Origin of the sequence: Kribbella antiqua (genome assembly GCF_004345665.1) — a bacterium.
In the GTDB taxonomy this organism is placed as follows: domain Bacteria; phylum Actinomycetota; class Actinomycetes; order Propionibacteriales; family Kribbellaceae; genus Kribbella; species Kribbella antiqua.
On record NZ_SLWR01000002.1, the window covers coordinates 602,344 to 627,902 of the forward strand.

24 protein-coding genes are annotated in these 25,559 nt (G+C 67.5%); 11 read left to right on the plus strand and 13 right to left on the minus strand.

Annotated elements, in window-relative coordinates:
* Position 1 precedes the first annotated feature (1 nt).
* Positions 2–892: a carbohydrate ABC transporter permease gene (locus tag EV646_RS08725; RefSeq protein ID WP_132145812.1), complete on the plus strand. Its 891-nt coding sequence runs from the start codon at positions 2–4 to the stop codon at positions 890–892.
* Here EV646_RS08725 and EV646_RS08730 read toward each other — a convergent pair.
* The 5 genes from EV646_RS08730 to EV646_RS08750 form a co-directional block, all read right to left on the minus strand.
* Entirely contained in the window at positions 882–1,646 is a 765-nt protein-coding gene (locus tag EV646_RS08730; RefSeq protein WP_199236875.1) for an FAD:protein FMN transferase, read from the minus strand. The genes EV646_RS08725 and EV646_RS08730 overlap by 11 nt on opposite strands.
* Positions 1,643–2,068, minus strand: a complete 426-nt coding sequence (locus tag EV646_RS08735) for an FMN-binding protein (protein ID WP_132145814.1) — start codon at positions 2,066–2,068, stop codon at positions 1,643–1,645. The genes EV646_RS08730 and EV646_RS08735 overlap by 4 nt, the downstream gene beginning before the upstream one ends.
* Before the next feature lie 5 nt (positions 2,069–2,073).
* On the minus strand, positions 2,074–3,456 hold the full coding sequence (locus tag EV646_RS08740; protein WP_132145816.1) for a ferredoxin reductase family protein: 1,383 nt from the start codon (positions 3,454–3,456) through the stop codon (positions 2,074–2,076).
* Between the two features lie 97 nt (positions 3,457–3,553).
* Entirely contained in the window at positions 3,554–3,958 is a 405-nt protein-coding gene (locus tag EV646_RS08745; protein WP_132145818.1) for a (R)-mandelonitrile lyase, read from the minus strand.
* A 2-nt stretch (positions 3,959–3,960) separates the two neighbouring features.
* On the minus strand, positions 3,961–4,827 hold the full coding sequence (locus EV646_RS08750; protein WP_132145820.1) for a helix-turn-helix domain-containing protein: 867 nt from the start codon (positions 4,825–4,827) through the stop codon (positions 3,961–3,963).
* A gap of 102 nt (positions 4,828–4,929) precedes the next feature.
* Here EV646_RS08750 and EV646_RS08755 point away from each other — a divergent pair, with 102 nt between their 5' ends.
* The 8 genes from EV646_RS08755 (at position 4,930) to EV646_RS08790 (ending at position 14,973) form a co-directional block, all read left to right on the plus strand.
* Complete coding sequence (locus EV646_RS08755; protein WP_132145822.1) at positions 4,930–5,967, plus strand: zinc-dependent alcohol dehydrogenase family protein; 1,038 nt, start codon at positions 4,930–4,932, stop codon at positions 5,965–5,967.
* Positions 5,964–7,397, plus strand: a complete 1,434-nt coding sequence (locus EV646_RS08760) for an MFS transporter (RefSeq protein ID WP_199236876.1) — start codon at positions 5,964–5,966, stop codon at positions 7,395–7,397. Before EV646_RS08755 ends, EV646_RS08760 begins: the two co-directional genes overlap by 4 nt.
* Entirely contained in the window at positions 7,318–7,635 is a 318-nt protein-coding gene (locus tag EV646_RS08765; RefSeq protein ID WP_132145824.1) for a carboxymuconolactone decarboxylase family protein, read from the plus strand. Before EV646_RS08760 ends, EV646_RS08765 begins: the two co-directional genes overlap by 80 nt.
* Positions 7,632–8,009 carry a DUF2255 family protein gene (locus EV646_RS08770; RefSeq protein WP_132145826.1) on the plus strand — a complete coding sequence of 126 codons (378 nt, stop codon included), beginning with the start codon at positions 7,632–7,634 and terminating at the stop codon, positions 8,007–8,009. The genes EV646_RS08765 and EV646_RS08770 overlap by 4 nt, the downstream gene beginning before the upstream one ends.
* A gap of 66 nt (positions 8,010–8,075) precedes the next feature.
* Positions 8,076–8,672, plus strand: a complete 597-nt coding sequence (locus EV646_RS08775; protein ID WP_422386699.1) for an aldo/keto reductase — start codon at positions 8,076–8,078, stop codon at positions 8,670–8,672.
* Between the two features lie 123 nt (positions 8,673–8,795).
* Positions 8,796–11,189, plus strand: a complete 2,394-nt coding sequence (locus tag EV646_RS08780) for a penicillin-binding protein (RefSeq protein WP_132145828.1) — start codon at positions 8,796–8,798, stop codon at positions 11,187–11,189.
* A gap of 64 nt (positions 11,190–11,253) precedes the next feature.
* A complete protein-coding gene (locus tag EV646_RS08785; protein ID WP_132145830.1) occupies positions 11,254–13,653 on the plus strand; it encodes a hypothetical protein in 2,400 nt (799 codons plus the stop codon).
* 60 nt (positions 13,654–13,713) lie between these two features.
* Complete coding sequence (locus EV646_RS08790) at positions 13,714–14,973, plus strand: aspartate aminotransferase type Ic (protein ID WP_199236877.1); 1,260 nt, start codon at positions 13,714–13,716, stop codon at positions 14,971–14,973.
* 9 nt (positions 14,974–14,982) lie between these two features.
* Here EV646_RS08790 and EV646_RS08795 read toward each other — a convergent pair whose 3' ends face one another.
* Complete coding sequence (locus EV646_RS08795) at positions 14,983–15,495, minus strand: PaaI family thioesterase (protein WP_132145832.1); 513 nt, start codon at positions 15,493–15,495, stop codon at positions 14,983–14,985.
* A gap of 183 nt (positions 15,496–15,678) precedes the next feature.
* On the opposite strand from EV646_RS08795, the gene EV646_RS08800 reads away from it, so the two are divergent.
* Both EV646_RS08800 and EV646_RS39925 read left to right on the plus strand, forming a co-directional pair.
* Positions 15,679–16,173 carry a winged helix-turn-helix transcriptional regulator gene (locus tag EV646_RS08800; protein ID WP_132145834.1) on the plus strand — a complete coding sequence of 165 codons (495 nt, stop codon included), beginning with the start codon at positions 15,679–15,681 and terminating at the stop codon, positions 16,171–16,173.
* A gap of 247 nt (positions 16,174–16,420) precedes the next feature.
* Positions 16,421–16,873 (plus strand): excalibur calcium-binding domain-containing protein, encoded by a 453-nt coding sequence (locus EV646_RS39925; protein WP_241995588.1) that lies wholly within the window; start codon positions 16,421–16,423, stop codon positions 16,871–16,873.
* Here EV646_RS39925 and EV646_RS08810 read toward each other — a convergent pair.
* The 7 genes from EV646_RS08810 to EV646_RS08840 form a co-directional block, all read right to left on the minus strand.
* Positions 16,813–17,733, minus strand: a complete 921-nt coding sequence (locus tag EV646_RS08810) for a hypothetical protein (protein ID WP_132145836.1) — start codon at positions 17,731–17,733, stop codon at positions 16,813–16,815. The genes EV646_RS39925 and EV646_RS08810 overlap by 61 nt on opposite strands.
* Positions 17,734–17,804: 71 nt before the next feature.
* Positions 17,805–19,163 carry an NAD-dependent succinate-semialdehyde dehydrogenase gene (locus EV646_RS08815; RefSeq protein WP_132145838.1) on the minus strand — a complete coding sequence of 453 codons (1,359 nt, stop codon included), beginning with the start codon at positions 19,161–19,163 and terminating at the stop codon, positions 17,805–17,807.
* A gap of 286 nt (positions 19,164–19,449) precedes the next feature.
* The gene (locus EV646_RS08820; protein ID WP_132145840.1) at positions 19,450–20,085 is read right to left on the minus strand and encodes a histone deacetylase; all 636 of its coding nucleotides are present in this window, start codon (positions 20,083–20,085) and stop codon (positions 19,450–19,452) included.
* A gap of 8 nt (positions 20,086–20,093) precedes the next feature.
* Complete coding sequence (locus EV646_RS08825) at positions 20,094–21,686, minus strand: peptide ligase PGM1-related protein (protein WP_132145842.1); 1,593 nt, start codon at positions 21,684–21,686, stop codon at positions 20,094–20,096.
* The gene (locus EV646_RS08830; RefSeq protein WP_132145844.1) at positions 21,683–22,801 is read right to left on the minus strand and encodes an adenylate/guanylate cyclase domain-containing protein; all 1,119 of its coding nucleotides are present in this window, start codon (positions 22,799–22,801) and stop codon (positions 21,683–21,685) included. Before EV646_RS08830 ends, EV646_RS08825 begins: the two co-directional genes overlap by 4 nt.
* Complete coding sequence (locus EV646_RS08835; protein ID WP_132145846.1) at positions 22,798–23,181, minus strand: response regulator; 384 nt, start codon at positions 23,179–23,181, stop codon at positions 22,798–22,800. Before EV646_RS08835 ends, EV646_RS08830 begins: the two co-directional genes overlap by 4 nt.
* Positions 23,178–25,415 (minus strand): hybrid sensor histidine kinase/response regulator, encoded by a 2,238-nt coding sequence (locus tag EV646_RS08840; RefSeq protein WP_132145848.1) that lies wholly within the window; start codon positions 25,413–25,415, stop codon positions 23,178–23,180. Before EV646_RS08840 ends, EV646_RS08835 begins: the two co-directional genes overlap by 4 nt.
* Positions 25,416–25,559: the final 144 nt, after the last annotated feature.

The window sequence follows — 25,559 nt, forward strand, 5'->3', positions numbered from 1 at the left end:
CATGGCCGTTGCCACCACCGGAACTCCTACGACGGCCCAGCCCACGCGTAACGGCCCCGTCCGCGCCCACAAACTGCTGCAGCTGAACTGGTTCGGCGGGGCGGCGGGCTGGCTGTGGCTGGTGATCGTGTTGGTGCCGCTGTACTGGATCGTCGTCACCAGCTTCAAGGACCAGACCGCGTACTTCAGCCAGAACCCGTTCGCCCTGCCGGCTGATCCGACCTGGGCGAACTACAAACTGGTCATCGAATCGGACTTCCCGCGGTACTTCCTGAACAGCGTGATCGTCACCGCCGGCACCATCATCCCGGCGGTCGCGATCTCGTTCATGGCGGCGTACGCGATCGTCCGCGGCGCCGGCGGCCGCTTCCTGGCCGGGGTCAACGGGTTGTTCCTGATGGGACTGGCGATCCCGCTGCAGGCGACGATCATCCCGGTCTACCTGCTGATCATCCGGATGCGCCTGTACGACAGCCTGCTCGCGATCATCCTGCCGTCGATCGCGTTCTCCATCCCGCTGTCGGTGCTGGTGCTGACGAACTTCATCCGCGACGTGCCGAAGGAGCTCTTCGAGTCCATGCGCGTCGACGGCGCCAGCGAATGGGGCATGCTGCGCGGCCTCGCGCTCCCGCTGACCAGGCCCGCCCTGGTCACCGTCAGCATCTACAACGGTCTCGCCGTGTGGAACGGCTTCCTGCTTCCGCTGATCCTGACCCAGAGCCCGGACAAGCGCACACTTCCATTGGCCTTGTGGACCTTCCAGGGGCAATACAGCGTCAACGTGCCTGCCGTCCTGGCGTCCGTGATGCTCACAACGCTCCCGATCGTCATCCTGTACGCCGTCAGCCGCAAGCAGCTGCTCAGCGGTCTGACCGCCGGCTTCAGCAAGTAGCCAGCCTCGTCGCGTTGCTTCGGTAGACGTGGCGGGTGCCGTCCTCGAGTACGACCAGGCCGGTCCGGCCTGGTCGGCTCGCGAGCCAGGTAAGGGCATCGGAGCCTTTCGCGAAGGCTGCTGTCGCGTCGATGTCGGCCCAGGTGAGGTTGCTGTGGACAACGGTGACTGAGGCAACGGCTGTGGGGGTCATGCCAGTGCGGGCGTCGGTAATGTGGTTGCCGCGGTGTTTCAGGCCGGAGGTGGCGATGGCGCCGTTGCGGATTGGCACTACTGCGGCGACGGTGTTCAGGTGGTGCGGGTCTTCGATGCCGATGCGCCAAGCGGGTGAGTCTGGCGAGGCGACGTGGCAGGTCATGTCTCCGCCGGCCGAGAGGCAGTAGTCGGTGCCTGCGAGTTTGGCCAGGGCCTGGGCAGCACGTTCGACTGCCCAGCCTTTGACGACACCGCTGGGGTCGAGGGCGCCTGAGCGCCGTACGTTGAAAGCGTCGCCTGATTCGCGTCGTGCCTGCTCGCCGAGATTCAGCACTTCGGCGACCTCGGGTGGACAGTCGGCTACCTGGATTTCGCCGCGGTTGAGGCGGGAGATGTACGAGTCGGGGCGGTAGGTGCTGAAGACTCGGTCGGCATCGCGCAGGATGGCGAGTGCCTTGCTCCACGCCTGGTGTGCTTGGGCGTCGGAGGTGTGGCGGCCGCGGAGGGCGAGGCCGATCGGCATGCCCATGACGTGTTCGACGTACCGCGCGGTGTTCACTTCGCCTGGTCCAGAGCGCTCTGCAGGGAACGGATGTAGCCGTCGCTGGTGACCGTGGCACCGCTGACCATGTCGATCTGGGCACTCTGCGCCTTGGTGGTCTCGTCGATCAGGATCGGCAGCGCGTAGTCGTTGATCTCGACGTCGCGGTGATTCCCGTTCGGGTACTGCAGGACGTTGACCGCGGTGATCTTGCCGTTCTCAATGGTCAGCTGCACCTGGACCGGCCCCCACTGCGTCGACGCGACCTCACCCGTGACCGTCTGCGCGTTTGAGGTCGATGACGGGGCCGGCGTGCTCTCCACCGAACCGCCACTGATCGCAGGAGCCGCGGTCATCCGCCCGGAGGTCGAGGTGCGGTACGCGAACAGCAGCACGACGATCGACACCGTCGCGAGGAACGAGAAGACAATGCGTTTCACAGGCGTCACCACTTGAAGGTCTCGAGGTGGAGTTGGCCGGCCGGGAGGCCGGCGGCGGTGAGGGTTTGCTTCACCAGTTCGGTCCAGTGGTCAGGGCCGCACAGGTAGACGTCGCGGTCGGCGATGTCGGGGATCCAGTACAGGAGGGCCTGCAGGTCGTCGACCGGCCCGACGCCCTGCCCCAGCCACGAGTCCGTACGGCGACGATGGCCGGGCAGCGACAGGACGAACAGCCCTCGCTGATGCACCAGAGCCTGCAGCTCATGGGCGAACAACGGCTGATCGGCGTACCGCTGCACGAGGATCGCATCGCCCGGCGCATAGCTGAGCCCTTCCGCCAGGGCGCGCAACGGCGTGATGCCGACCCCGGCACCGATCAGCGCGATCTTCCGCCGAGACCTCGCCCGTGGGCTGAGCCGCCCGTACGGACCTTCGACGAAGACCCGCGTGCCGGGCCGCACCGACCGAAGAGCCGCGCTGCCGTCACCAACCTCTTGCACGGTGATGCGCAAACCTCGCCCGTCCGGCGCCGCGGATAGCGAGTACGGGTTCGCACGCGTCCAGCCGGGCCGGCCCAGGAACCGCCACGCGAAGAACTGCCCGGGCTCAGCGCGTAGCCGCTCCAGTCGTCGGCCGGCGACGTACAGCGAAAAGACGCCGTCGGTCTCCGGCACGACGGCCGCCACTCGGAGGTCATGTCGTGCGTTACGCAGCAGCGGCAGTCCGATGCGATAGACGAGCACCGTGACGGCTGCCAGTGCCCACGCCGTCCACCAGAACACTGTTCGGCCGGTGGACGACATGAACTCCTGGCCTGTCCAGAGCTGATGTGGGAGCGCCAGGCCGACGCCGAGGTAGGCATACAGATGCAGCAGGTGCCACGACTCGTACCGGATCCGACGCCGCGCCGCTTTGATACTCGTCACGACGCTCAAGCACAGCGCGACTGTCCCGCCAACTGCCAGCAGCATGCCTGGGTAGTCGACGGTGAGATCCCAGAGCGTCGCGGGTGTCCGGCCGATCTCCCCTGCGGCGTATCCCCAGATGATCAGGACGAGATGCGCCAGCATCAGGTTGAACGACGTGAACCCGGTCAGTCGGTGAATCCGCGCCAGCCGATCCTGCCCGAACGCGGCCTCCAGCACCCGCACCCGGGCCATCAACACGACCTGAGCAAGCAACAGTACGGCGCTAGCCAGGCCGGTGAACCGACCGAGTGACGTAAGCCCCGTCGCCCACCCGCCCAGCTCCTGCACACCGCCGTCGACCACCCACCAATAGGTGACCATCAACAGGCTCAGCCAGAGCGCAGCCATCGCGCCGACGCGCACCACACCGTCGACCCGCGCCCGCTGCCCCAGCAGCACCGCGGAAGACGTCTCGATCATCAAAGCTCCTGGGGTACGGCGGAATCACCCCAAGTGTCGAGCCCTCCCCTGAGCCAAACCTCCCGCTTCCCTGGCAGCCGGCTGTGAAACGATCGTTCTACTCGTTAGGTACGGCGTACTCCTCGTCGGTGACGTGGTCGCCCCATTCGGTTTCGGGGGTTTCGTCGGCGACGCCTTCCCAGATGGCGGTGTGGGTCATGAAGTTGTCGGGGGTGGCGCCGTGCCAGTGCCATTCGCCGGGTGGGGTGTAGATGACGTCGCCGGGGCGGATGACGGTGACGTCGCCGCCGCGGGATTGGATCAGGCCGACGCCGTCGGTGACGTGCAGGGTTTGGCCGTTGGCGTGCCGGTGCCAGGCGGTATGGGCGCCGGGCGCGAAGCGGACGGTGTTCACGCGGACGCGGGACGGTTCCGCGCCCCGGATGATCACGTCGAACCAGACGTCACCGGTGAACCACTCGGCCGGGCCTTTGGCACTGGGCGTCCTGGGGAGGATCTCCACAACTATTCCTTGTCTTGAGCAACGATATTGTCCTGGGTGGCCGCCCAGCTGGCGAGCAGCTTCAGGGCGTCGGCGGTCGGGCTGCCCGCGGGGGCGGTGTAGACGACCATCGTCAGCCCCGGATCGGAGGGGAACTCCATCGCCTCGAAGTTGATGTCGAGGTCGCCGACCACCGGGTGGTGCAACTTCTTCCGGCCGGTGCGGTGGAAGCGGACGTTGTGGTCCGCCCATCGCTTCCGGAACGTCTCGCTCTGAGTCGACAGCTCACCGATCAGATCGCTCAACGCCTTGTCGTGCGGGTTCCGGCCCGCCTCGGAGCGCAGCACCGCAGCGATATCGTCCGCGGCGCGCTCCCAGTCGACGAAGAACTCCTTCGCGGCCGGATCGAGAAACACGAACCGGGCCGAGCTGTGCGGCCGCCGAGGATCCGCGAACAGCGGTGCATACAGGGCGCGCGACATCCGGTTCGCCGCCAGTACGTCGAAACGCCCATTCCGGATCCACGCCGGGGCGTCGGTGATCGCGTCCAGGATCTGCTGCAGGGCAGGCCGAATCACCTTGGCCGGCTGACGACGTCGTACGGCGGGACCGGCATCGCGGGCCAACGCGAACAGGTGCGCCAGCTCGGCATCGTCCAGCTGTAGCGCGCGGCCGAGCGCCACGAGGACGCTCTCGGAGGCACCGGAAAGGTTCCCCCGCTCCATCCGCACGTAGTAGTCCACCGAGACACCGGCCAGCAGCGCGACCTCCTCCCGGCGCAGCCCCTTCACCCGGCGGTTGCCGCCGTACACGGGCAGCCCCGCCTGCTCAGGAGTCAGGCGGGCGCGTCGGGAGCTGAGGAACTCCTTGATCTCGGCTCGGTGGTCCATGACATCAACACTACGGACCGTCGCCGGGGCGAGGGAGGCACTGCCATTACCTGGATCAGCAGTGACTCCCGCGCGCACGGAACGTCACCTTCACTGGATGGCATGAGAGCTACATACATGTACAGCGCCGGGGACGTGCGTGTCATCGACGTACCGGACCCGGTGATTCAGCAACCAACGGATGCGCTGGTGCGGGTGGTCAACTCCTGCATCTGCGGTAGCGATCTGCATCCCTTTCACAACCTTCCGGCCACGCCGGGCGGGAAGTCGATGGGCCACGAGTTCATCGGTGTCGTCGAGGACGTCGGCGGCGAGGTCACGACGGTCAAGCGGGGCGACTTCGTCATCGCGCCGTTCGCTTGGTCGGACGGTACGTGTGACTTCTGCCGTGAGGGTCTGCAGACGTCCTGCCGGCACGGTGGATTCTGGAACGCGAACGGCGTCGGCGGCGGTCAGGCCGAGGCGGTACGGGTACCGCTGGCGGACGGCACGCTGGTGAAGGTTCCGGTCAGTGAGGACTCGGCGTTGCTGCCGTCGCTGCTGACTCTTTCCGATGTCTACGGCACTGGTTACCACGCGGCCTTGAAGGGTGGCGTCGCACCTGGCTCTACGGTCACGGTGATCGGCGACGGCGCGGTCGGCCTGCTCGCCGTACTGTCCGCGAAGCAGTTGGGTGCCGAGCGCATCATCCTGATGGGCCGGCACAAGGACCGCACCGATCTCGGTGTCGAATTCGGTGCGACCGACGTCGTCGCCGAGCGCGGCGAGGAAGGTATTGCCAAGGTCCGCGACCTCACCGGCGGCGACGGCACCCACGTCGTACTCGAGGCGGTCGGGCACATGTCCGCGTACGAGCAGGCGATCGGCGTCGTCCGGGCCGGCGGTGTGATCAGCCGCGTCGGCGTTCCGCAGTACGACGAAGCGCCGGTGGGCTTCGCCACCTTCTTCGTGCCCAACATCACCCTCACCGGCGGCGCGGCTCCCGCTCGCGCGTACATCGACCGGCTGCTGCCCGACGTCCTGGATGGAAAGGTTAACCCGGGCAAGGTTTTCGACCGGACGATCGAGCTCGACGGCGTGCCGGACGGGTACCGAGCGATGGACGACCGGGAAGCACTGAAGGTCCTGGTCCGGTCGTGACCACCCCCACCCGGTCCGGGCCGATCCTCGCGATCATTCTGACCAGCTACTTCATGATCCTGCTGGACAACTCGGTGATCTTCACCGGCCTGCCGAGCATCCGGTCCGAGCTGGGGTTGTCGGCAACCGAGTTGTCCTGGGTGCAGGACGCCTACACGCTGGTGTTCGGCGGATTGTTGTTGCTCGGGGCAAGGGCCGGGGACCTGATCGGTCGACGGCGGCTGTTCGTCATCGGGCTGGCGATCTTCACCACCGCGTCGTTCCTGGTCGGCGCCGCACCGACCGGCTGGTGGCTGATCGCGGCCCGCGCGTTGCAGGGCATCGGCGCGGCCGTGGTCGCACCCACCTCATTGTCGTTGCTGACGGCAAACTTCCCGGAAGGACGCGAACGGACCCGCGCGGTCAGCTGGTACGGCGCGACCGCCGGAATCGGGGCGAGTCTCGGCCTGGTCGTCGGTGGCGCGTGTGCCCACTGGATCTCCTGGCGGGCCGGGTTCTTCATCAACCTGCCGGTCGGGCTGGCGCTGGTGCTGGCCGCTCGGCGGTACCTCGGCGAGACGGAACGCCGTACCGGCCGCTTCGACACTGTCGGGGCCTTGACGGCCACGCTTGGTGTCGGGGCGATCGTGTTCGGGATCGTGAATTCGGCCGACGCCGGATGGGGTTCTCTGACGACCGTCGCCGCGCTGGCGGGAGGCGTCGTACTGCTGGTGGTTCTGGTGGCGAACGAGTGGCGGGCGGAGCAGCCGATCATGCCGTTGCGGTTGTTCCGCAGCCGGGAGCGCAGTGGTGCCTATGCGGCGCGGTTGCTGTTCCTCGGTGCGATGATCGGGTTCTTCTACTTCACCACGCAGTATCTGCAGGGCGTGCTCGGCTTCAGTCCGTTGCAGGCGGGGCTGGGGTTCTTCCCGATGACGGTGGTCAACTTCGCCGTGGCGATCGCCGTACCGCGGCTGACCCGCCGGTTCGGCAACGCGATGTTGCTTGCCGCCGGGCTGGCGGTCACGCTGGCCGGTATGGCCTGGCTCAGCCGGCTGCACGCCGGCGACGTGTATCTGAGCAGTGTCGCCCTCCCGATGGTCCTCATCGGGGCCGGCCAAGGTCTAGCGTTCGCCCCGCTCACCGCGGCCGGTATCAGCGGCGTCACCGCCGCGGACGCCGGCGTCGCCTCCGGCCTGGTCAACACCTTCCACCAGTTGGGCAGCGCCCTCGGCCTGGCCCTACTGGTCGCCATCTCCGCGAACGCGACCACTCTCACGACCCACGTCACCACAGCCCTCACTGGTAGCGCCGCGCTCCTGGCCGCGGCGCTGCTTATCACCCTCACTACCCGACCTACGAGGACAGACCATGCCAACCCCCGCACAACAGCTCATCGGCGACTTCGCCCCGAAGCTCGTCTCGCTCACGGACGACGTCCTGTTCGGTGACGTCTGGGCGCGGACCGAACTCTCCCCACGCGACCGCAGCTTGATCACCGTCGCTAGTCTCATCAGCGGCGGGAACACCGAGCAACTCCGCGGCCACCTGGCCCGGGCCAAGGCGAACGGTCTCACCGAGACCGAACTCAAGGAGGTCATCATCCACCTGGCCTTCTACGCCGGCTGGCCCAAGGCGATGTCCGCGATCACCATCGCGAAGCAGATCTTCGAAGGCGCCGAGCAGTGACCGCCTGGACAGCAGACGAACTGCAGCGCATCGGTGACGCGACCCAGCTCCGTGTGTCCTCACTGCGAAAGGACGGCTCCCTCCGTCCGTACGTGACGATCTGGGTGGTCCGGGTCGGCGACGACATCTACATCCGCTCGGCACACGGCGCGGACAACCCGTGGTTCCGCCGCGCCAAGACCAGCGGCAAGGGCCGTATCAAAGCGGGCGGGGTAGAACGCGACGTCACGTTCGCGCCCGCCTCACCCGGCACCCACCAGGCCATCGACACCGCGTACCACACCAAGTACGACCGCTACGGCCGCGCCATCGTCGCCACCGTCGTCGGCGAGAACGCAATGACCACCACCCTCCAGCTCGTCCCCCGCGACTGATCACAGGAGACACCCATCGAGCAGCTCGACGCGTCGCTGGACCGGCTCGGCACCGAGTACGTCGATCTGTACCAGATCCACCGCTTCGACCCCGACGTACCGGTCGAGGAGACGATGGAGGCACTGCACGATGTCGTCAAAGCCGGCAAGGTCAGGTACCTCGGAGCGTCGTCGATGTGGGCGTGGCAGTTCGCGAAGATGCAGCACGCCGCCGACCTGCACGGCTGGACGCGGTTCGTGTCGATGCAGAACCAGTACAGCCTGATGCAGCGGGAGGAAGAGCGTGAGATGTTCGGTCTGCTCGCCGACCAGGGTGTCGGCAGCATCCCGTGGAGCCCGCTCGCCAAGGGCCGCCTCGCGCGTCCTTGGGGCACCCAGACGCAGCGCGCGGACACCGATCCCATCGGGCAGCGCTTCTTCGCCGCGAACGACCAGCCCATCGCCGACGCGGTCCAGCGGGTCGCCGAGGCCCGCGGCATCCCGATGGCCCAGGTCGCCCTCGCCTGGGTCCTGCACAACCCCTGCGTCGCCGCCCCGATCGTCGGCCCGACCAAGCCCCATCACCTGGCCGACGCCGTCGCAGCCCTTGACGTCACCCTCACCCCCGACGAAGTCACCGCCCTCGAAGCCCCCTACACCAACCGCCCACCCACCGGCTTCTGAAGTCCTCAAGACGGCGCTGAACAGTGATTGATTGATCACCATCAGTCATAACTCTGGGCAGATCCGTTAAGTCAATGCCTAAAAGGTCCCGGAAAGGCCTCTCCTGTCGTACTCTCCGGGACCATGCGCAGACGCGAGACGGGCGGTGCCAAGGCCGTTCAATCGGTGGTTCTGTTCTTACTGGTCAGTACTCTGTCGGGCGCGCTGGTCGCCGGACTGGCGTTGCCGTTCGCCGGCCTGGCCGGAGTCACCACCAAGGAGGCGCGCGAGAGCGTCCAGTACCTCCCGCAAGACCTCAAGACGGTGCCGCTGGCCCAGAAGAGCACCATCCTGGCCGCGGACGGCTCGCTCATCGCGACGCTCTACCAGGAGAACCGCACCCCGGTCACGCTGAAGCAGATCAGCCCGATCATGCTCAAGGCGATCGTCGCGATCGAGGACGACCGGTTCTTCGAGCACGGCGCGATCGACGCCAAAGGCACGCTGCGCGCACTGCTCCGCAACCAGTCGAACGGCTCGGTGCAGCAGGGTGGTTCGAGCATCACCCAGCAGTACGTGAAGATGAGCCTGATCGCGAAGGCGCGCACGGTGGAGGAGGTGCGCGCGGCCACCGCGGAGACCTACGAGCGGAAGGTCGCCGAGCTGCGCTACGCGATCGCCGTCGAGAAGCAGTACTCGAAGTGGGAGATCCTGGAGAAGTACCTCAACCTGGCCAACTTCGGCGACGGCGCCCGCGGTATCGAGACGGCCGCACAGCACTACTTCTCCGTGCCCGCGTCGAAACTCAACCTCCCGCAAGCCGCGCTGCTGGCCGGCCTGGTGAAGAACCCGACCGGCTACGACCCGACCAACGACCTGAAGCGGGCCAAGGATCGTCGCGACGTAGTACTGCGGCGGATGCAGGAACTCAACGTCATCACGGCCAAGCAGGCCGCCCAGGCGCTGAAGACCCCGGTCATCGATCCGGCCAAGATCCGCAAGGTGCCGAACGGCTGCGCGAACTCGAAGTACCCGTTCTACTGCGACTACATCGTGGCCAAGCTGAAGGAGAACCCCGCCTTCGGCAAGACCAAGGAGGAGCGGCAGAAGTACATCGAGACGGCCGGCATCGTGGTCCGCACCGCGCTCGACCCGAAGATCCAGGCCGCGGCCGAGCAGTCGATCCGGAAGCACTCCAAGCCGGGCGACTCCGCGGTCGCCGCGATCACCATCGTCGAGCCCGGTACCGGTCTGGTGAAGGCGATGGCCCAGAGCCGTCCGTACGGCAACAACAAGGGGCAGACGTCGTACAACTACAACGTCGAGAAGTCCTACCCCGGTGGTTTCGGCGGTTTCCAGAACGGCTCGACGATGAAGGCGTTCACCATCGCGGCCGCGATCCAGAAGGGCATTCCGCTCACCTACCGGATCAACTCGCCGCAGACCATCAACCTGAGCGGCAAGGACTTCAGCACCTGCACCGGTACGACGTCCGACCCCGATTACAACCCGAGTAACTCAACGAAGACGATCGCGGACCCGTCGATGATCGACGCCGCCCGCGCGTCGACGAACACCTACTTCCTGCAGCTGTCCGAACAGGTCGGCCTCTGCCCGATCGCCACCATCGCCAAGAAGCTCGGCATGTACGACGCCCAGACGATGGACCCGCTGCAGCAGGTCGTGTCGTTCACGCTGGGCTCCGCGGGTCTGATCACCCCGCTGATGCTCTCCAACGCGTACGCGACGTTCGCCGCGCGCGGGATGTACTGCAAGCCGCAGGTGATCACCTCGATCCTGAGCAACCGGAAGAAGCCGATCTCCACCCCCGGCCGCAGTTGCACACAGGCGCTCGCCCCGACCGTGGCCGACGGCGTCAACTACGTCCTGCATCAGGTGATGGAGCCCGGTGGCACCGGCGGCAAGCTGAAGTTCGGCAAGAGCGATCTGGCCGGCAAGACCGGAACGATCCAGAAAAACCAGGCGGTGTGGTTCGCCGGCTACTCGACGAGGCTCGCGGCCGCTTCGGTGGTGGCGGATGCGGATCCCCCGGCCGCGAATCTCATCGGCCAGACGCTCAACGGGAAAGAGATGCACGACGCCTCGGGATCCGGTACGGCGGGACCGATCTGGGAGACGGCGATGCAGCTCGCACTGAAGGGCCTGCCGGCGTCCAAGTTCGTGGCGCCGAGCGACGAGATCATCCGCGGCAAGGTCAAGGACCTGCCGAACTTGAAGGGCCTGACCCCGCCGGACGCCACCGCCAAGCTGCAGCAACTCGGCTTCCAGGTCGAGGTCGCCCCGCAGCCGGTCGACTCGGACGCTCCGGCGGGCACTGTCGCCTACACCAGGCCGCGCCAGGAGGACGGCGCTCCGGAGGGCTCGAAGGTCACGCTCTACCTGTCTAACGGCAGCGCCGCACCGCCTCCGCCACCGGTCACCCCGCCGCCAGGCCCACCCACGGCCCCACCCACCATCTGGGATCCCAACTGCCCGCCCTGGGACCCCAAGTACCCCAACTGCCGCCGCCACGGCTGACTTATCCACAGGCTGGCGTTCGGGCCCCGCGCGGGGGTGGTGATTTTTCCTAGACTCCTGCGTCATGAAGTGTCTGGGGCTCCGCGTCATCATCAGCTGCCTGGTTCTCGGCCTGGCCGCGTGCACGTCGTCGTCCGGCTCGAATCGGCTCGCGTCCGATCGACCGGTTGCGCGTCCGATCGACTTCGATCAGCCGACCACGCCACAGGCGGCGGACAAGGCCTATCCGCCAGGCGATCGGACGTCGCAGGCGCTGCAGGCGGCCGCCGTGCGCGACAAGCGCGTGGTCGCGGCAGGGTTCGACGAGTCGTTCAATCTGAGCCGGCCGCTGTTCCTGAGCAGCGACGACGGTGGCGGCACCTGGGTCCGGCGTGAACTCGACCAGGACTCGGTCGACCGGTCGAGCACGTCCGAGGGAGTGACCGACCTCGCCGCGGGACCGGCGGGTTTCGTTGCCGTCGGCTACGGATATCCTGGCACCGTGCTGTGGCACAGCCCGGACGGTGTGAGCTGGCGGCGCCTGCCGGAGAACGCGAAGGTCTTTCCCGAGACCGACTCCGTGAGTGCGATCACGGCGACCACGAGCGGATTCGCCATGATCGGCAGTAGCAGTCTGGGTCAGGGCCGCCTCGTCTATTGGCAGTCCGCCGACGGTACGACGTGGCGTCGTACCGACGGACCCCCGATCGGGTTGAAGCCGACGGTGGCGGGAGACGTCGGGGCCACCGAGATTGTTGCCCACGGCACCACCGTGGTGATCAGCGGGAATCTGTCCACACCGGCGAACAGCAAGCAGACCGATCGCCTGCAGTACTGGTATTCCACGAACGGTGGCAGGAGTTTTCGTACGGCGGCCATCCGGGGCGAGATCGCCAGCGACTACCGGCTGTACAACAACGCGCTCGCGGCTGCGGACGGGAAGTTCGTGGCGCTCGTGCAGGGCAGTGGGTTCGACGACTCCGGCGATGGTTCGTGGGACGGCGTCGTACTGGAGGGCGGCCCAAATGGCGCCTCATGGCGGGTGGTCGCCAAGCCGTGGGTGCTCGGCTCGGCGTACGAGGAAATCCCCGGCACGCTGGTGAAGGCGGGCAATGATTGGGTTGCCACGGCCATGATGACGTCCGGCACGGTGGACACCACGGTCGCCGTCGGACCGACCTGGAAACAGTTCGCGGACGGCACCGACGTGGACAGCCAGCGCGGCCGCGGGGACCAGGTCGTCACCGATTCGGTTGCTGTTGGCAACGATGCACTCCTGGTCGGCTCGAACAATCGCAGCGGCTCGAACGAGCCGGCGATCTGGCGCTACCGGGAGTCGCGGGTGTCGCCCATCGCGCTGCCGGCCGAGGCGTCCGCCGGCCGCGCCTCGTCGAGTGTGAACACGCTCGTGCGGGCCGGCCGGGAGCTCGTCGCGGTCGGCGATGTCTCGGGCGCTCCGACCGGATGGACCCGCAGTGGATCGACGTGGCCGGCCACGACCCTGCCCGGCCGGAAGAACGGCGTGACCATCTACCAGCGAGACGCCGCCGCGACCGCGGACGGCCGAGTGGTCGCCGTCGGCGAGAAGAGCTTGCCGATCGGGCGTCGAGCCGTGGTCTGGGTCAGGGCGGCCAACGGTCGATGGACAGAGGCCGACTCCCCCATCTTCGGTGTGCAGGCCAAGTCGCCGTACGGCGGACCGAGCGCGGAGGCGATCGCCATCGGTCCATCGGGTTGGGTCGTGGTCGGTCAGCGTCATGACGGCGACGGTCATTTCGACGCCTGGTCGGCGTACTCGAAGGACGGCAAGACCTGGACCGAGGGGGTCGGAGGTCAGGTGCTGCCAGTTGGCGACGATGAGCGGACGCGGCGGACCCGTTCGCGGAACTTGCGCAGCGTGGGCACTGATGAGGCCGAGATGCGGACGGTGCTCGCGGTCGGCTCGCGCTTCGTGGCCGGTGGCGACCGCGGCGACGGGAGTCCGGCCGTCTGGCTGTCGCCGAACGGGAGCGACTGGAAGACCGTGGTGAAGCTGCCACTCGCGAAGGGCATGCATTCGGCCACCCTTCGCTCCTTGGGGCGCATCGGGAACAGCCTCGTCGCGATCGGCGATTACGAGCGGAAGGACGGTGACGCCGAGGGCGGATGGACGAGTTGGACGTCCAAGGACGGTGGCCTCACCTGGACCGCGGCTCCAGCGGCGGTGCCGACCCGCGCGTTCGCGGGAGGCCTGGTCAGCGTTCCGAACGGGCTGATCGCGCTGGGCCACACGGGTGCACGTGACGACATCGACGCGGCGGCTTGGTTCAGCCGCGACGGTCGTACGTGGACGGCCGTCCCGCTGCCGGGCGAGCGGATCAAGGGTCCTGGGCGGCAGGGGCTCAGCTCGGCCGTGCCTGTGGACGGGAAGCTGCTCGCGGTTGCCTTCGACGTTCCGCCGTACGGCGGTGGTTTCTACACGCTCGAGATCGACCTCCCGAAATAACGACTGGCAGCCGTCACTAGGCTGAAGCCAACACCCCCTGGTTTGTGAAAGGACTCCCCTGTGAGCGTCGACGAGCTGATTGCCCAGCGTGACCGTGCCCGGCAGGACTACGAGGCGTTGGTGGCCAAGGGGCTGAAGCTTGATCTGACGCGAGGGAAGCCTTCGCCTCGGCAGCTGGATCTGGCGGACGGGATGCTGGCAGCGGTGGACCGGGCAGTCTCGGCAGACGGGGTCGATCTACGGAACTACGGCGGGCTGGAAGGGCTGCCGGAGTTGCGGGCGATATTTACCGAGGCGTTGCAGGTGCCGGTGGGGCAGTTGCTTGCCGCAGGCAACTCGAGCCTCGAGCTGATGCACGACGCGATCGTCTTCGCTTTGCTCGGCGTACTGCCGGGTGCCGAGCGGCGGTGGGCGGACGAGCCGGAGATCACGTTCCTGTGCCCGGTGCCTGGTTACGACCGGCACTTCGCGATCTGTGAGCGGTACGGGATCAAGATGGTCGCGGTGCCGATGACACCGGACGGTCCGGACATGGACGTCGTCGAGCAACTGGTGGCCGCGGACCCGCAGGTGAAGGGCATCTGGTGTGTGCCCAAGTACAGCAACCCCGACGGCACCGTCTACTCCGACGACACCGTACGGCGCCTGGCCGCGATGGAGACGGCGGCACCGGACTTCCGGATCTTCTGGGACAACGCGTACGCCGTGCATCACCTGACCGACCAGCCGGCCGAGATCGCCGACGTACTCGCGCTGTGCGCCGAGCACGGGCATGCCGACCGGGCGTTCGTGTTCGGCTCCAGCTCGAAGATCACCTACGCCGGCTGCGGTGTCGCCTTCTTCGGCTCCTCCCCCGCCAACATCGAGTGGTGGGTGAGCCACACGTCCAAGCGCAGCATCGGGCCGGACAAGATCAACCAGCTCCGGCATGTGCGGTTCCTCGGGGACGCCGACGGGTTGCGGCAGCACATGCGTAACCTCGCGGACCTGATCCGCCCGAAGTTCGACGCCGTCGACAAGATCCTCACCGCCGAACTCGGTGGCACCGGCCTCGCCACGTGGACAGCGCCGGCCGGCGGCTACTTCATCACCCTCGAGGTACCTGAAGGCTGCGCCCGCGAGGTCGTCGCCAAGGCCAAGGCCGCCGGCATCGCCTTAACACCCGCCGGCGCCAGCCACCCGTACGGCGACGACCCGGCCGACCGCACCATTCGCCTCGCCCCCACCTACCCCGACCTCGCCGAGGTCGAAGCCGCCATCACCGGCGTAGCAACCGTCGTCCGCCTGGTCGCCGCCGAAAAGGCGCTCAGCACCACCTAGATCAGCGGATCAGGCGGCGGGGAGGTCGAAGATCAGGCAGGTGGAGGTCGCGTGGGCCAGTAGCGTGCCGCGCTCGTCCAGGAGGCGGGATTCGGCGACGGCAGTACGACGGCCGCGGTTGATGATGGCGCCTTCGCAGCGGAGCAGGCCGGACGCGACGGTGACCGGCTTGATGAAGCGCGTCATCAGGTCGAGCGACGTGTAGCCGACGCCGGCCGGCAGCGTCGAGTGAACCGTGCAGCCGGCGGCCGTGTCGAGCAGGGTCGCGATGATGCCGCCGTGCACAGTGCCGAGCGGGTTGTAGTGGAACTCCTGCGCCGGCATCAGCACGGCGACCCGGCCTTCCTCGACCTCGAATCCGGTCCCGCCGACCAGCTGCAGGATCGGCGGCGGCGGGATCTCCCCGTCCCGCATCGCCCGCAGCATCTCCAGCCCGGAGGTCGATCCGACCCGCGCCGCCGTCAGCGCCGGATCCGACCACGAGAACGTACGGCTGCGGCTCGCCTGCTGCGTCCCGGTCATGGGGCCTCCCGGCCTGGACTGAGGAGTGGAGGGAGCGAAGCGACCGGAGGGACGAGGGAAGGCCGGGAGTCAAAGCCCCATGACCCGCCGCGCCGGAGGCGTGGCATCAATACAGTCATGGGCCGAGCCTCACATTCCCAGCTGGGTCTGTCAACGAGACCTAGCACTCACTAGGATGCAGTCATGACGGCGACGACGTACGACGCCCTGGACTGGTCGGTGGACAACTGCCCGATCGGCCGGGCGATGGAGATCCTCGGCGAGCGGTGGACCGTGGTGGTGCTGCGCGAGGTGTTCAACGGCATCCGCCGGTTCGACGACATGCGGGTCCGGACCGCGATCCCGCGTCAGGTGCTGTCTAACCGGCTCGCCAAACTGGTCGACCACGGCATCCTGCGCCGGACGCCGTACCGCGAACCCGGATCCCGGCAGCGCGAGGAGTACCGCCTCACCGAGAAGGGCTTCGACCTCTATCCGCTGCTGATCGCCGTCCGCGACTGGGGTGACAAATACCTCGTCGGCGCGGAGGGTTCGCCGCTGAGCATCGCCCATCGGGACTGCGGCGCGGATGTCCACACCGAGATTCGCTGCGCGTCCGGCCACACTCTGACATCGCCTCGCGACGCAGTGCCACGCCCTGGCCCGGGTGCCCGGCGACGCCGTCCGAAACCTTCCTGACAGCCTCCTTGCGCCGCCGCCCAGGCTCGATAAGCTGCGGATTCGGACGGCCTGGGGAGGAAGGTTCCGAGTGAGGCAGTTCAACGCACCAGACGGGTGGCCGGATCCACCGAACGCACGCTGGCGACCACCGAAAAACTGGCAACCGTCGGAATCATGGCCCCCCGCCCCGCCCGGGTGGAGGTTCTGGGTCGACGAGGACGGATACCCCGTCCGCGGACCGATCGGCCGGTACGGCGGACCGAGTGTGCTCAAGCTCGGCGCCGCAGCTGCCGTCCTGCTCGTGCTGATCGGCTTGATCCTGTCCGTCCCGTTCAACGGCGACGACACCGCGAGTACGTCGGCCGACAGACCAGTCGGTACGGCGCCAACGCCCGCGCCCGCGCCAACGGAGACCACCACGTCGGCGAGTCCGACCGAGACGCCTACCGATGAGCCGACGCACAGCACGACGCCGAGGTTGACGCCCACACCGTCGCCGAGTGAGACGCCGTCCACTGCCGCGCCGCCGGCCACCCCAACCGAGACGCCAACAGAGGCAACGAAGACGACGCCATCCGTTGCCGCGGCCATCGCGTACAAGAACTGCGCCGAGGTCCGCGCCGCCGGTAAGGCACCGCTGCACCGCGGCGACCCGGGCTATTCGAGGGACCTCGACCGCAACGGCGACGGCGTGGCCTGCGAACGCGGCAACTCCTGACCATCACCGCGTAGGCCCTCGTTCCACAACTCCTGCGTCTGGATGATCCAGAAGATCGCAAACAACGTGATCAGCGAGCCCTCGATCCACAACACCACGTGGCCCCAGCCGAACAGCGCCCTCCAGGCCCACATCACCAGCGGTACGACGACCATCGCAATGGCGATCGCGGAGTACCTGTTCGCCGGCATCGGCTTCGTGGTCGGCGCCCGGTGGTGCTCGGCCCGGTGCTGTTTGCGGCGGAACTGCTCCGCGTTGAGCAGCACCACTGCGACGATGCAGACGAACATGACCACGGCCGCGGCATAGTGCGCATGACCGTCGAACCCGCCGCGATCGACGAAGAACCACAGGATTCCGCCGCCGAAGATCGCCGCCACGACCGCGAACCCGACCAGATACATCGGGTTCGAGTCCGCCCGCGACAACCGCGCCCTCGTCACGAACACCAGCGTCACCGCCAGGCAAGGACCGCCGACGATGAACAACGCGAGCATGTTGTTGGCAATGTTCGCCGTCGTGTCCCCCAGCACCATCGGCACCGAGCGGCACGAGCCCGGACTTGGCGTCGGGACGAACGCGACCCCCGGCGCGAGAACACCGGCCACGTTGAGCAGGATGTCCTCCGGCTCGGTGTTGCCCTTGAGCACCACCATGCAGACGCCGATGGTGATCAGCGCGCCGACGAAGATCGCCTGGACCGGCGTGTAGTAGTAGGCGCTGATCGAGGTCTGCAGACAATGCGGGTTCGTCTTCGACCACTCGATGACCAGCGCTGCTCCGAGGAGCACAACCATGGCCACCATGGCCATCCGCAGATAGCGGTAGGTCTTGATGGAGTAACCAGCGGGCTCTCCCATGTCGGCAGTATGGCGCCGGTGCGGACCGCACAACAGCAGGTGCGGCCCACTCGTGTCCGGAGTTGCCATCGTCAGAGGCGGATGGATTTCTTGTTCATGAATTCTTCGATGCCGGCCGGGCCGAGTTCGCGGCCGATGCCGGAGCGTTTGATGCCGCCGAAGGGGAGGTCGGCCTGGGAGCCGCCGGCGCGGTTGAGGTAGACCATGCCGGCGTCGATGCGTTCGGCGACTCGGCGGGCGCGAGCCGGGTCGGTGCCCCAGACGCTGGCGCCGAGACCGAACGGCGTGTCGTTGGCCAGCCGGATTGCGTCCTCCTCGGTCTCGGCGCGGAAGACGATCACGACCGGGCCGAAGATCTCTTCGTAGTACGCGTCCATCTCCGGCGTGACGTCCGTGAGTACGGTCGCCTCGAGGTAAGCCCCGGGCTGGATGCGACGACCTCCGGCGCGCAGGGTGGCGCCTTGCTCGACCGCCTTGGCGATCTGCGCCGCGACTTCGTCAGCTGCCGCGATCGAGGCGAGCGGCGGGAGCTTGGTTTCGGGGTCCGCCGGGTCTCCCGGGACGTAGTACTCGGCGACTCGCTTGGTCAGGCGGTCGACGTACTCGTCGTAGATGTCGGCCATCACGATCATCCGTTTGGGCGCATTGCAGGATTGGCCGCAATTCCGCATCCGGGCGGTCGCGGTGGCGCTGACGGTCTCGTCCATGTCCGCGGTGTCGAGGACGATCAGCGGGTCGGACCCACCGAGCTCGAGCACGGTCTTCTTCAGATGCCGGCCGGCTTCCGCGGCGACCGCGATGCCGGCCTGTTCGCTGCCGGTCAACGAGACGCCCTGGATCCGTGGATCGGCCAGGATCGCCGGGATCTGACGGCTCGACGCGAAGGTGTTCACGTACACGTCGTCCGGTACGCCGGCTGCCCGCAGTACTTCCTCGATCGCGCGGGCCGAGCGCGGGCAGATCGACGCGTGCTTGAGCAGGATGGTGTTGCCGAGCACCAGGTTCGGCGCGACGAACCGGGCCACCTGGTAGCACGGGAAGTTCCACGGCATGATCCCGAGCAGCGCACCGATCGGGCTCTTGGTGATGACGGCCTTGCCGCCCTTGATGTCCAGCGGTTCGTCCGCGAGCAACGCCGGCGCCTGCTGGGCGTAGTACCGGAAGATGTCGACCACGATCCCGATCTCGCCGCGGCCTTCGTTGATCCGCTTCCCCATCTCCAGCGTCATGATCGCGGCCAGCTCATCGGCCCGCTCCGCGAAGATGTCCGCCGCCCGCGCCACGATCGCGGCCCGCTCCCCCACCGATCGCGCCCGCCAGGCCGGAAAGCCCTCATGCACCCGTCCGATCGCGGCCCGCACCTCCGCGTCCGTCGAATTCACCACTTCCTCGACCAGCTCGCCGGTCGCCGGGTTCGTCACCACGTACATGCGCGGCCTCCTCGAGATGTCAACTGAAGCACATACTGTATACAGTAGTCTTCCAGTTCGGGACACCCCCAACGGTTGTGGAGTGGATCAAGCCGTACCTGAAGGGCGACGTCTACCGCGTCTCCGCAAAGATCGACGGCAAGGACTGGACGATGTCGCTCCCCAGCGCCCTGGCCACCGCGAACGCGGGCCACAGCACGACGGTCCCCGTCACGCCAAGGCCGGCACCAGCCCCCTCGCCAAGATCACCCTCACCGCAACGTCCGAAAGCGACCCGACCATAAAATCAACGGCCACCTGCATCGCGGTCAAGCGTTAAGAGTTCGTCCACCGTCCATGCATCGCTGACGCCGGGCGCGGAGTGGAGGTACTCCGCGACCCGGTGGGCAGTCCAACCGTGAGCTTCGGTCAGGCCTGCGGCGATCCAGCGGAGGTATGGGAGGGTGGGCGCCCTCGGCTCGAGGTCGGCGATGGTTCCGTGGGTGACGGTGAACATGGGTACGCCGTCTTGTTCGCCCAACCGGGCCACGGTCTCGTAGCGGCCTGGGCCCATCGCGTGGACCGCGTCTACTTCGGGGAGCAGAGCGGCCAGATCGCGGGCGAACTCACCGCCCGGTTCGCGGCGCATCTCCTGCGCGGCCACATCACCCAACTGGTCCGGCGTCACCAGATAGGCCCGGGCGGCCACCCGCCCCGGCGCAGCCGGGTTGTAGAACGCCGACCCACCGCCCCAGACCGTCGAGGCCCCCGCGAACACCAGCCCACCCGGAATCTCGACTCCTACGATCCGCTCGGGATCACGCGGATCGCGGCAGCCGGGGTACACGCGCGCACCGCCGGCTGGGCGGCCACCGGCGAGATAACACCGAAACCGATCGAGGGCGAGGTTGGACCCGTAGGCGACGTACCAGACTTGCTGCATCAATCCCCTCAGTCCGGGAGCGGACGCTCGGCGAAGGCCTGCTCGGCTTCCGCCAGCACAATGCGGGAGGCATCACGGTACCGGCGATCCGCCTCGGCCGGACTGTTCCCCACGGCTGTCAGCCCCAACCGACCCTTCTCGGTCAGGCAGCTGATCATGTGGAACACCACGCCGACCTGCCGCGACTGGTCGAAGTGCAACCCGTGCCGCGCGACGATGTCGAACAGATCCGCGGGCATCAGGCCGGTCAGGAGTTCGGACTCGAGGTGGTCGGTCGCGACCAGATGTTTCTCGTCACCTCCCGGCGTCAGGAAGAGCGCGGTCTGCGGGTCGTACCGCCCGTCGGTCAGGAACTGCAGGGTGAGGAACGGATGCGTCGTCCCGCCCTTGCGCAGGTTCAGTTCGATCGCGTACGGCGTCCAGCCGCCGTCCGCACCGCGAACCACGACGAAGTCGATCGCGAAGCGCCCGAGTGCACCCTCGGTCGCCAACCGGCGCCCAACGGTCGCGGCGTGCTCGGTGATGAGCCGCGCGTACTCCGGCGCCGCCGGGAACACACATCCCAGATAGCTCTGACCACTCGCACCGCCCAGCAGCTGATCGTGGGTGGACAGCAGCTCGACGTCACCACGGGGCATCACCCGGAGCTGCACACTCGGACTCCGCAGTTCGTCGCCGACGATCCGCTCCTCGACGATACCGCCGTTTTCGGCGAACTTGGCCAGGTAGACGTCGAAAGGTGTCTTCCGCGACTCCAGCTCCATCTCCAGCAGGCGCTTCATCACGTCGTCGCGTTCCGTCGGCGAACCGGGTGCGGGCAGTCCTTTCAGCCGGACCACCGCGTTGCCCTCACCCGAGACGCCCTCGTTGAGCTTCACGATCGCGCTGTCCATCGTGGGCCGCTCGGCGCGCATCGCGAGGACCGCGTCGGCGATCTCGTCGAGGCTGCGCAGGTTCTCCGCCCCCAATGGATGCGGTACGCCGAGCTCCGCGAACAGCCGGCGGCACCCGGACTTCGAGCCCAACGGGGCCAGCCTCGGATCGGCGGCGAACATCGGGATGCCGAGACTGATCGCGACATCGCGTTCGAGCTCGGTCGTGTTGTAGGGAATCAGATGCGAGCGCCGCGGGTTCGGAATCAGCGCGGCGATCCGCTGCAGCAGCCGCGGCCGTGCCAGCAGCTTCTCGCTGAGCGAGATCGGAGTGGCGTCGTTGACCGCGATCAGCGACAGCCGGGCGCGCGCATGGCTCGGGATCACCCCGGGCAGCAGAGCCAGGTAGTACTCGACGATCTCGGGCGCGATCGGCATGGACGTCACGTAGATCATCCGCAACCGCGGCTCCCGCAGCAGGATCAGCAGGAACAGGAACCGTTCCTCGTAGGCCTGCATCATCGTGCCGGTGCCGGTGGTCTCGGTCCGGTCCAGCGTGATGGACGGTACGACGATCACCGACTCGTCCTCGTAGTTGAGCCGCACAACGTCCCACACCTCGGCCATCCGCGCTTGCAGCTGGTCGAAGCGACGGTAACGCTCGTCCTCGGTCAGCGCGGACAGGCCCCGACCCGCCTCGCCCGGAGCGGTCCAGAGGCCCCCGGTCATGACGCGACCCGGGAGTTGTCGAGGCCGCGGATGCTGTAGGCGTGAACGGTCCGGGTGAACCCGCGGACCTCGCGCAGACCGGCGTCCTCACCGATAACCACATTGCCGGCGCCACTGTAGACGCGTTCGGTCGCGAGGATCTGCCACGGCTCCGCGTCGGCACACAACCGCGCGGCCAGGTTGGTCACGCTCCCGATCGCCGCGTAGTCGAGGCGGCTGTCGAACCCGATCGTGCCCAATGTCGCGTAGCCCTGGGCGACGCCGATGCCGAGCGCGAGGTCGTGCCCGTGCCGGCCCCACGTCTCGGCCAGTCCTCGAACCCGGGTCCGCATCGCGACGCTCATCCGCAGCGCCCGCAACGGCCCGTCCTCACAGCGCACCGGATCGTTGAAGAACACCATCAGGCCGTCGCCCGTGAACCGCTCCAGCGTTCCCTCGAACCGGAAGATCAGGTCGCCGAGCGCGTGGTGGTACTCCTCCAGCACGCCCATCACCTCTTCCGGTTCGCTCGCCTCCGCGAACGTGGTGAAGCCGCGCAGATCGCAGAAGACCACGACGATCTCGCGCCGGTGACTGGCCAGGAAGGACTCGTCGCCGGAGTCCACGATCAGCTCAGCCAGTTGCGGACTGAGGAACCGCCGCAGCCGGCCCATCCGCTGCAGCTGCGACACCTGGCTCTCGACCCGGGACTCCAGCTCCTGGTTCCACGCGGTCAACTCGGCGGCCTGGCGCTTGATCGTGTCCTGATAGCGCTTGATCCGCGCTAATGACGCCACCCGGGCGAGCAGTTCACTCTGGTTGACCGGCTTCGTGAGGAAGTCATCCGCTCCGGCCTCGAGCGCCTTCACCTTCTGCTCGTCGCCGCTGGCCGTGACCATGACCACTGGCAGGTATGCGGTGTCCACCTGGTCGCGGATCCGCCGGCACACCTCGTACCCGTCGATGCCGGGCATCAGGATGTCGAGCAACACGAGATCGACGTCCTCGGCGCCGATCAGCTCCAGCGCCTGCTCCCCCGACGACGCCGTCAGTACGTCGTACCCGCGTGGAGCGAGGATGGCTTCCAGCAGCCGCACGTTCGGCGGCTGGTCGTCGACGACGAGCACCTTGGTCATACCGCACCTCCAAGACGGAGGAAGTCGCGCACTTGTTGGGGCAAATGACGGACGCTGATCGGCTTCTCGACGTAACCCGTGAAGCCCGAGTCGAACGCGTTCTGCCGGTCGTGGTCCATCGCGAACGCCGTCACCGCCACCACCGGTACGTCGCGAGTCCGCTCACTGGCGCGGATCCGGCGCAACGCCTCAGCACCGTCGATCCCGGGCAGCTGAAGATCCATCAGGATCAGGTCCGGATCCTCCGACGCCGCCAGCCGGACCCCGTCCTCGCCCGACGTCGCCTCGATCACCTCGTAGCCGGAGAACTGCAGGACATCCCTGACCAGCTTGAGATTCTTCGGATTGTCCTCCACCACCAGGATCCGCCCCGGATTCATCGATCCTCCCCCTCGAAGTCTGCTACGGCTCCGACCGCCCGCAGGGCGTGGAGCAGGGCGTCCCGGCTGACCGGTTTGACCAGATAGGCGGCGGCACCGAGCGCGGCACCACGGGCCCGTTCGTCGACAATCGACACGACGATGACGGGGATGTCCCGCGTCCCCGGTTCGGCCTTCAACGCCTGCAGCACCGCCCACCCGTCGATGCCCGGCAACCTGATGTCGAGCAGTACGGCGGCCGGCCGAACCCGACGTACGGCGTCCAGCCCGGTCTGACCGTCGCCGGCGACAGTCACCCGCAACGCCGCGCCGGACAGGTACGCCGTCATCAGCTCGAGCGACGGCCGGTCGTCCTCGATGATCACGACATCTCCGACCGACAAGGCCGGATCCGGCCGCTCGTTCTCCCTGCTGCGCAAGGAGAATCCGAACGTACTGCCGACCCCGACCTCGCTCTCCAGCCACATCCGTCCACCGAGCAGCTCGACGATCCGCCGCGACAACGTCAGCCCGAGCCCGGTGCCTTCCTCCTGCGACGGACCCCGGCCGCCCTGCTGGAACGACTCGAAGATCCGCTCGCGGTCCTCCGTCGGTACGCCGCGGCCGGTGTCGGTGACGGCAATGTGGATGTCGGCACCGGATCGGGTCGCGCGGACGATCACCGAGCCGCCGTCGCCGGTGAACTTCACCGCGTTCGTCATCAGATTGAGGACGACCTGCTTCAGCCGCAGCTCGTCGGCGTACACCTGATCGATTGCCGGGTCGATCTCGACCCGCAGCTCGATGCCGTGTGCGGTGGCGCGTTCGCGCAACATCGCCGCGGTGTTCTCCAGCAGCCGGCTCAGCGGGAAGGTCGAGTACTCCAGTTCCATCCGGCCCGCCTCGACCTTGGACAGATCGAGGATCTCGTTCAGCAGTTCCAGCAGATGCTTGCCCGAGCCGTGGATGTCACGCAGGTACTCCTCCTGCCGTTCGTTGAGCTCCCCGAACATCCGCTCCAGCAGCACTTCGGAGAACCCGAGTACGGCGTTCAGCGGCGTACGCAACTCATGCGACATGCTGGCGAGGAACTCGGACTTGTGCCGGCTCGCGACCTCCAGCTCCGCGCTGCGCTGCTTCAGCTCCCGGAACAACTGCGCGTTCAGCAGCGCGAGTGTCGACTGATCGGCGAACATCTCCAGCAGCGTCAGCGTTTCCGCCGAGAACTCACCCGGCCGCTTGCGACGCACCACCAGCGAGCCGAGGATCTGCCCCTCCCGCAGCAGCGGTACGGCGACCAGCGACCGCCAGCCGGCTTCGTACAGCACAGCCAGGTGTGGATCGAGGTCGACCGTACTGAGGTCGGGCACCGCGAGCGGACGGCCGAGTTTCGCCGCGCGGCCGACCAGCGTCTCGTCGAGGTGGATCCGGGTCGTCCGAAGTCGTTCGATTACGCTCGGATCGGTCTGGTAGACACTGCGGACCAGGAAGCATTGCGTGACGTCGTCGTACTCCATGATCGAGCCGCCGTCGGTCGCCGAGATCCGGACCGCGTGCTTCGCGATCGTCGACAGCACCTTGGTCACGTCGAGGCTGGAGTTGACCGCCTCGCCGACCTCGCGCAGCGCCTCCAGTTCGGTGATCCGGCGCGTCAGCTCGGCGCCACGCGCTTCAAGCTCTTGGACCAGCTTCACGCTGTTCACAGCCATCGCCGCCTGTCCGGCGAACGCGGTGACCAGGTTCTGTTCCCGTTGGTCGAACGGGCTGACCTCGTTGCGCCAAACGGCCAGTGCACCGACGACCTCGTCGTCGATGAGCATCGGGGCACCCATCGTGGTGCGGAATCCCGCCAGCCGCTGGAGGTCCTGCCGGTTGTAGCCCGGATCGGCGAGGACGTCTGGGATCTGCTGCGTCGTGCGGTCGAGCCCGGCCCGCCCGACCATCGTGCCGCGATCCATGGGCAACGGATGCTCGGTGAGGTACCGGATGGCTGCGTCGGGCATCCCGACCGCCTTGATCAGCCGGTAGTAGCCGTCCTCGAACAGGTAGAGCTGAGCGGCCTGCGAACGGCAGAGCCGGCGCGCGCTCTCGACGATGGTGGTGAGCACCTGGTCCGGGTCGCCGGCCGAGCGGCCGACCGCGGAGAGCACTTCGTTGGCCGCGGCGAACTGGTCGGTCAAGGCCGCGAGCTGTCCGCGCAGCCGATCGTGCTCTGCCTTCGATCCGACGCCCCCAGCGAGCGCTCGCCCGCCCATCGCAGCCTCCCCACCCGAGTCCCCCAGGCCGCACCATTCCAGTCTCGCGCCGTTCGTCGCGGTGAGCAATCACCTGCGGTGATCGAACCACCGTTTGAACGCACGGAATGGTTCGAAAGTCACCAACACGGAACAGCAGAGTTC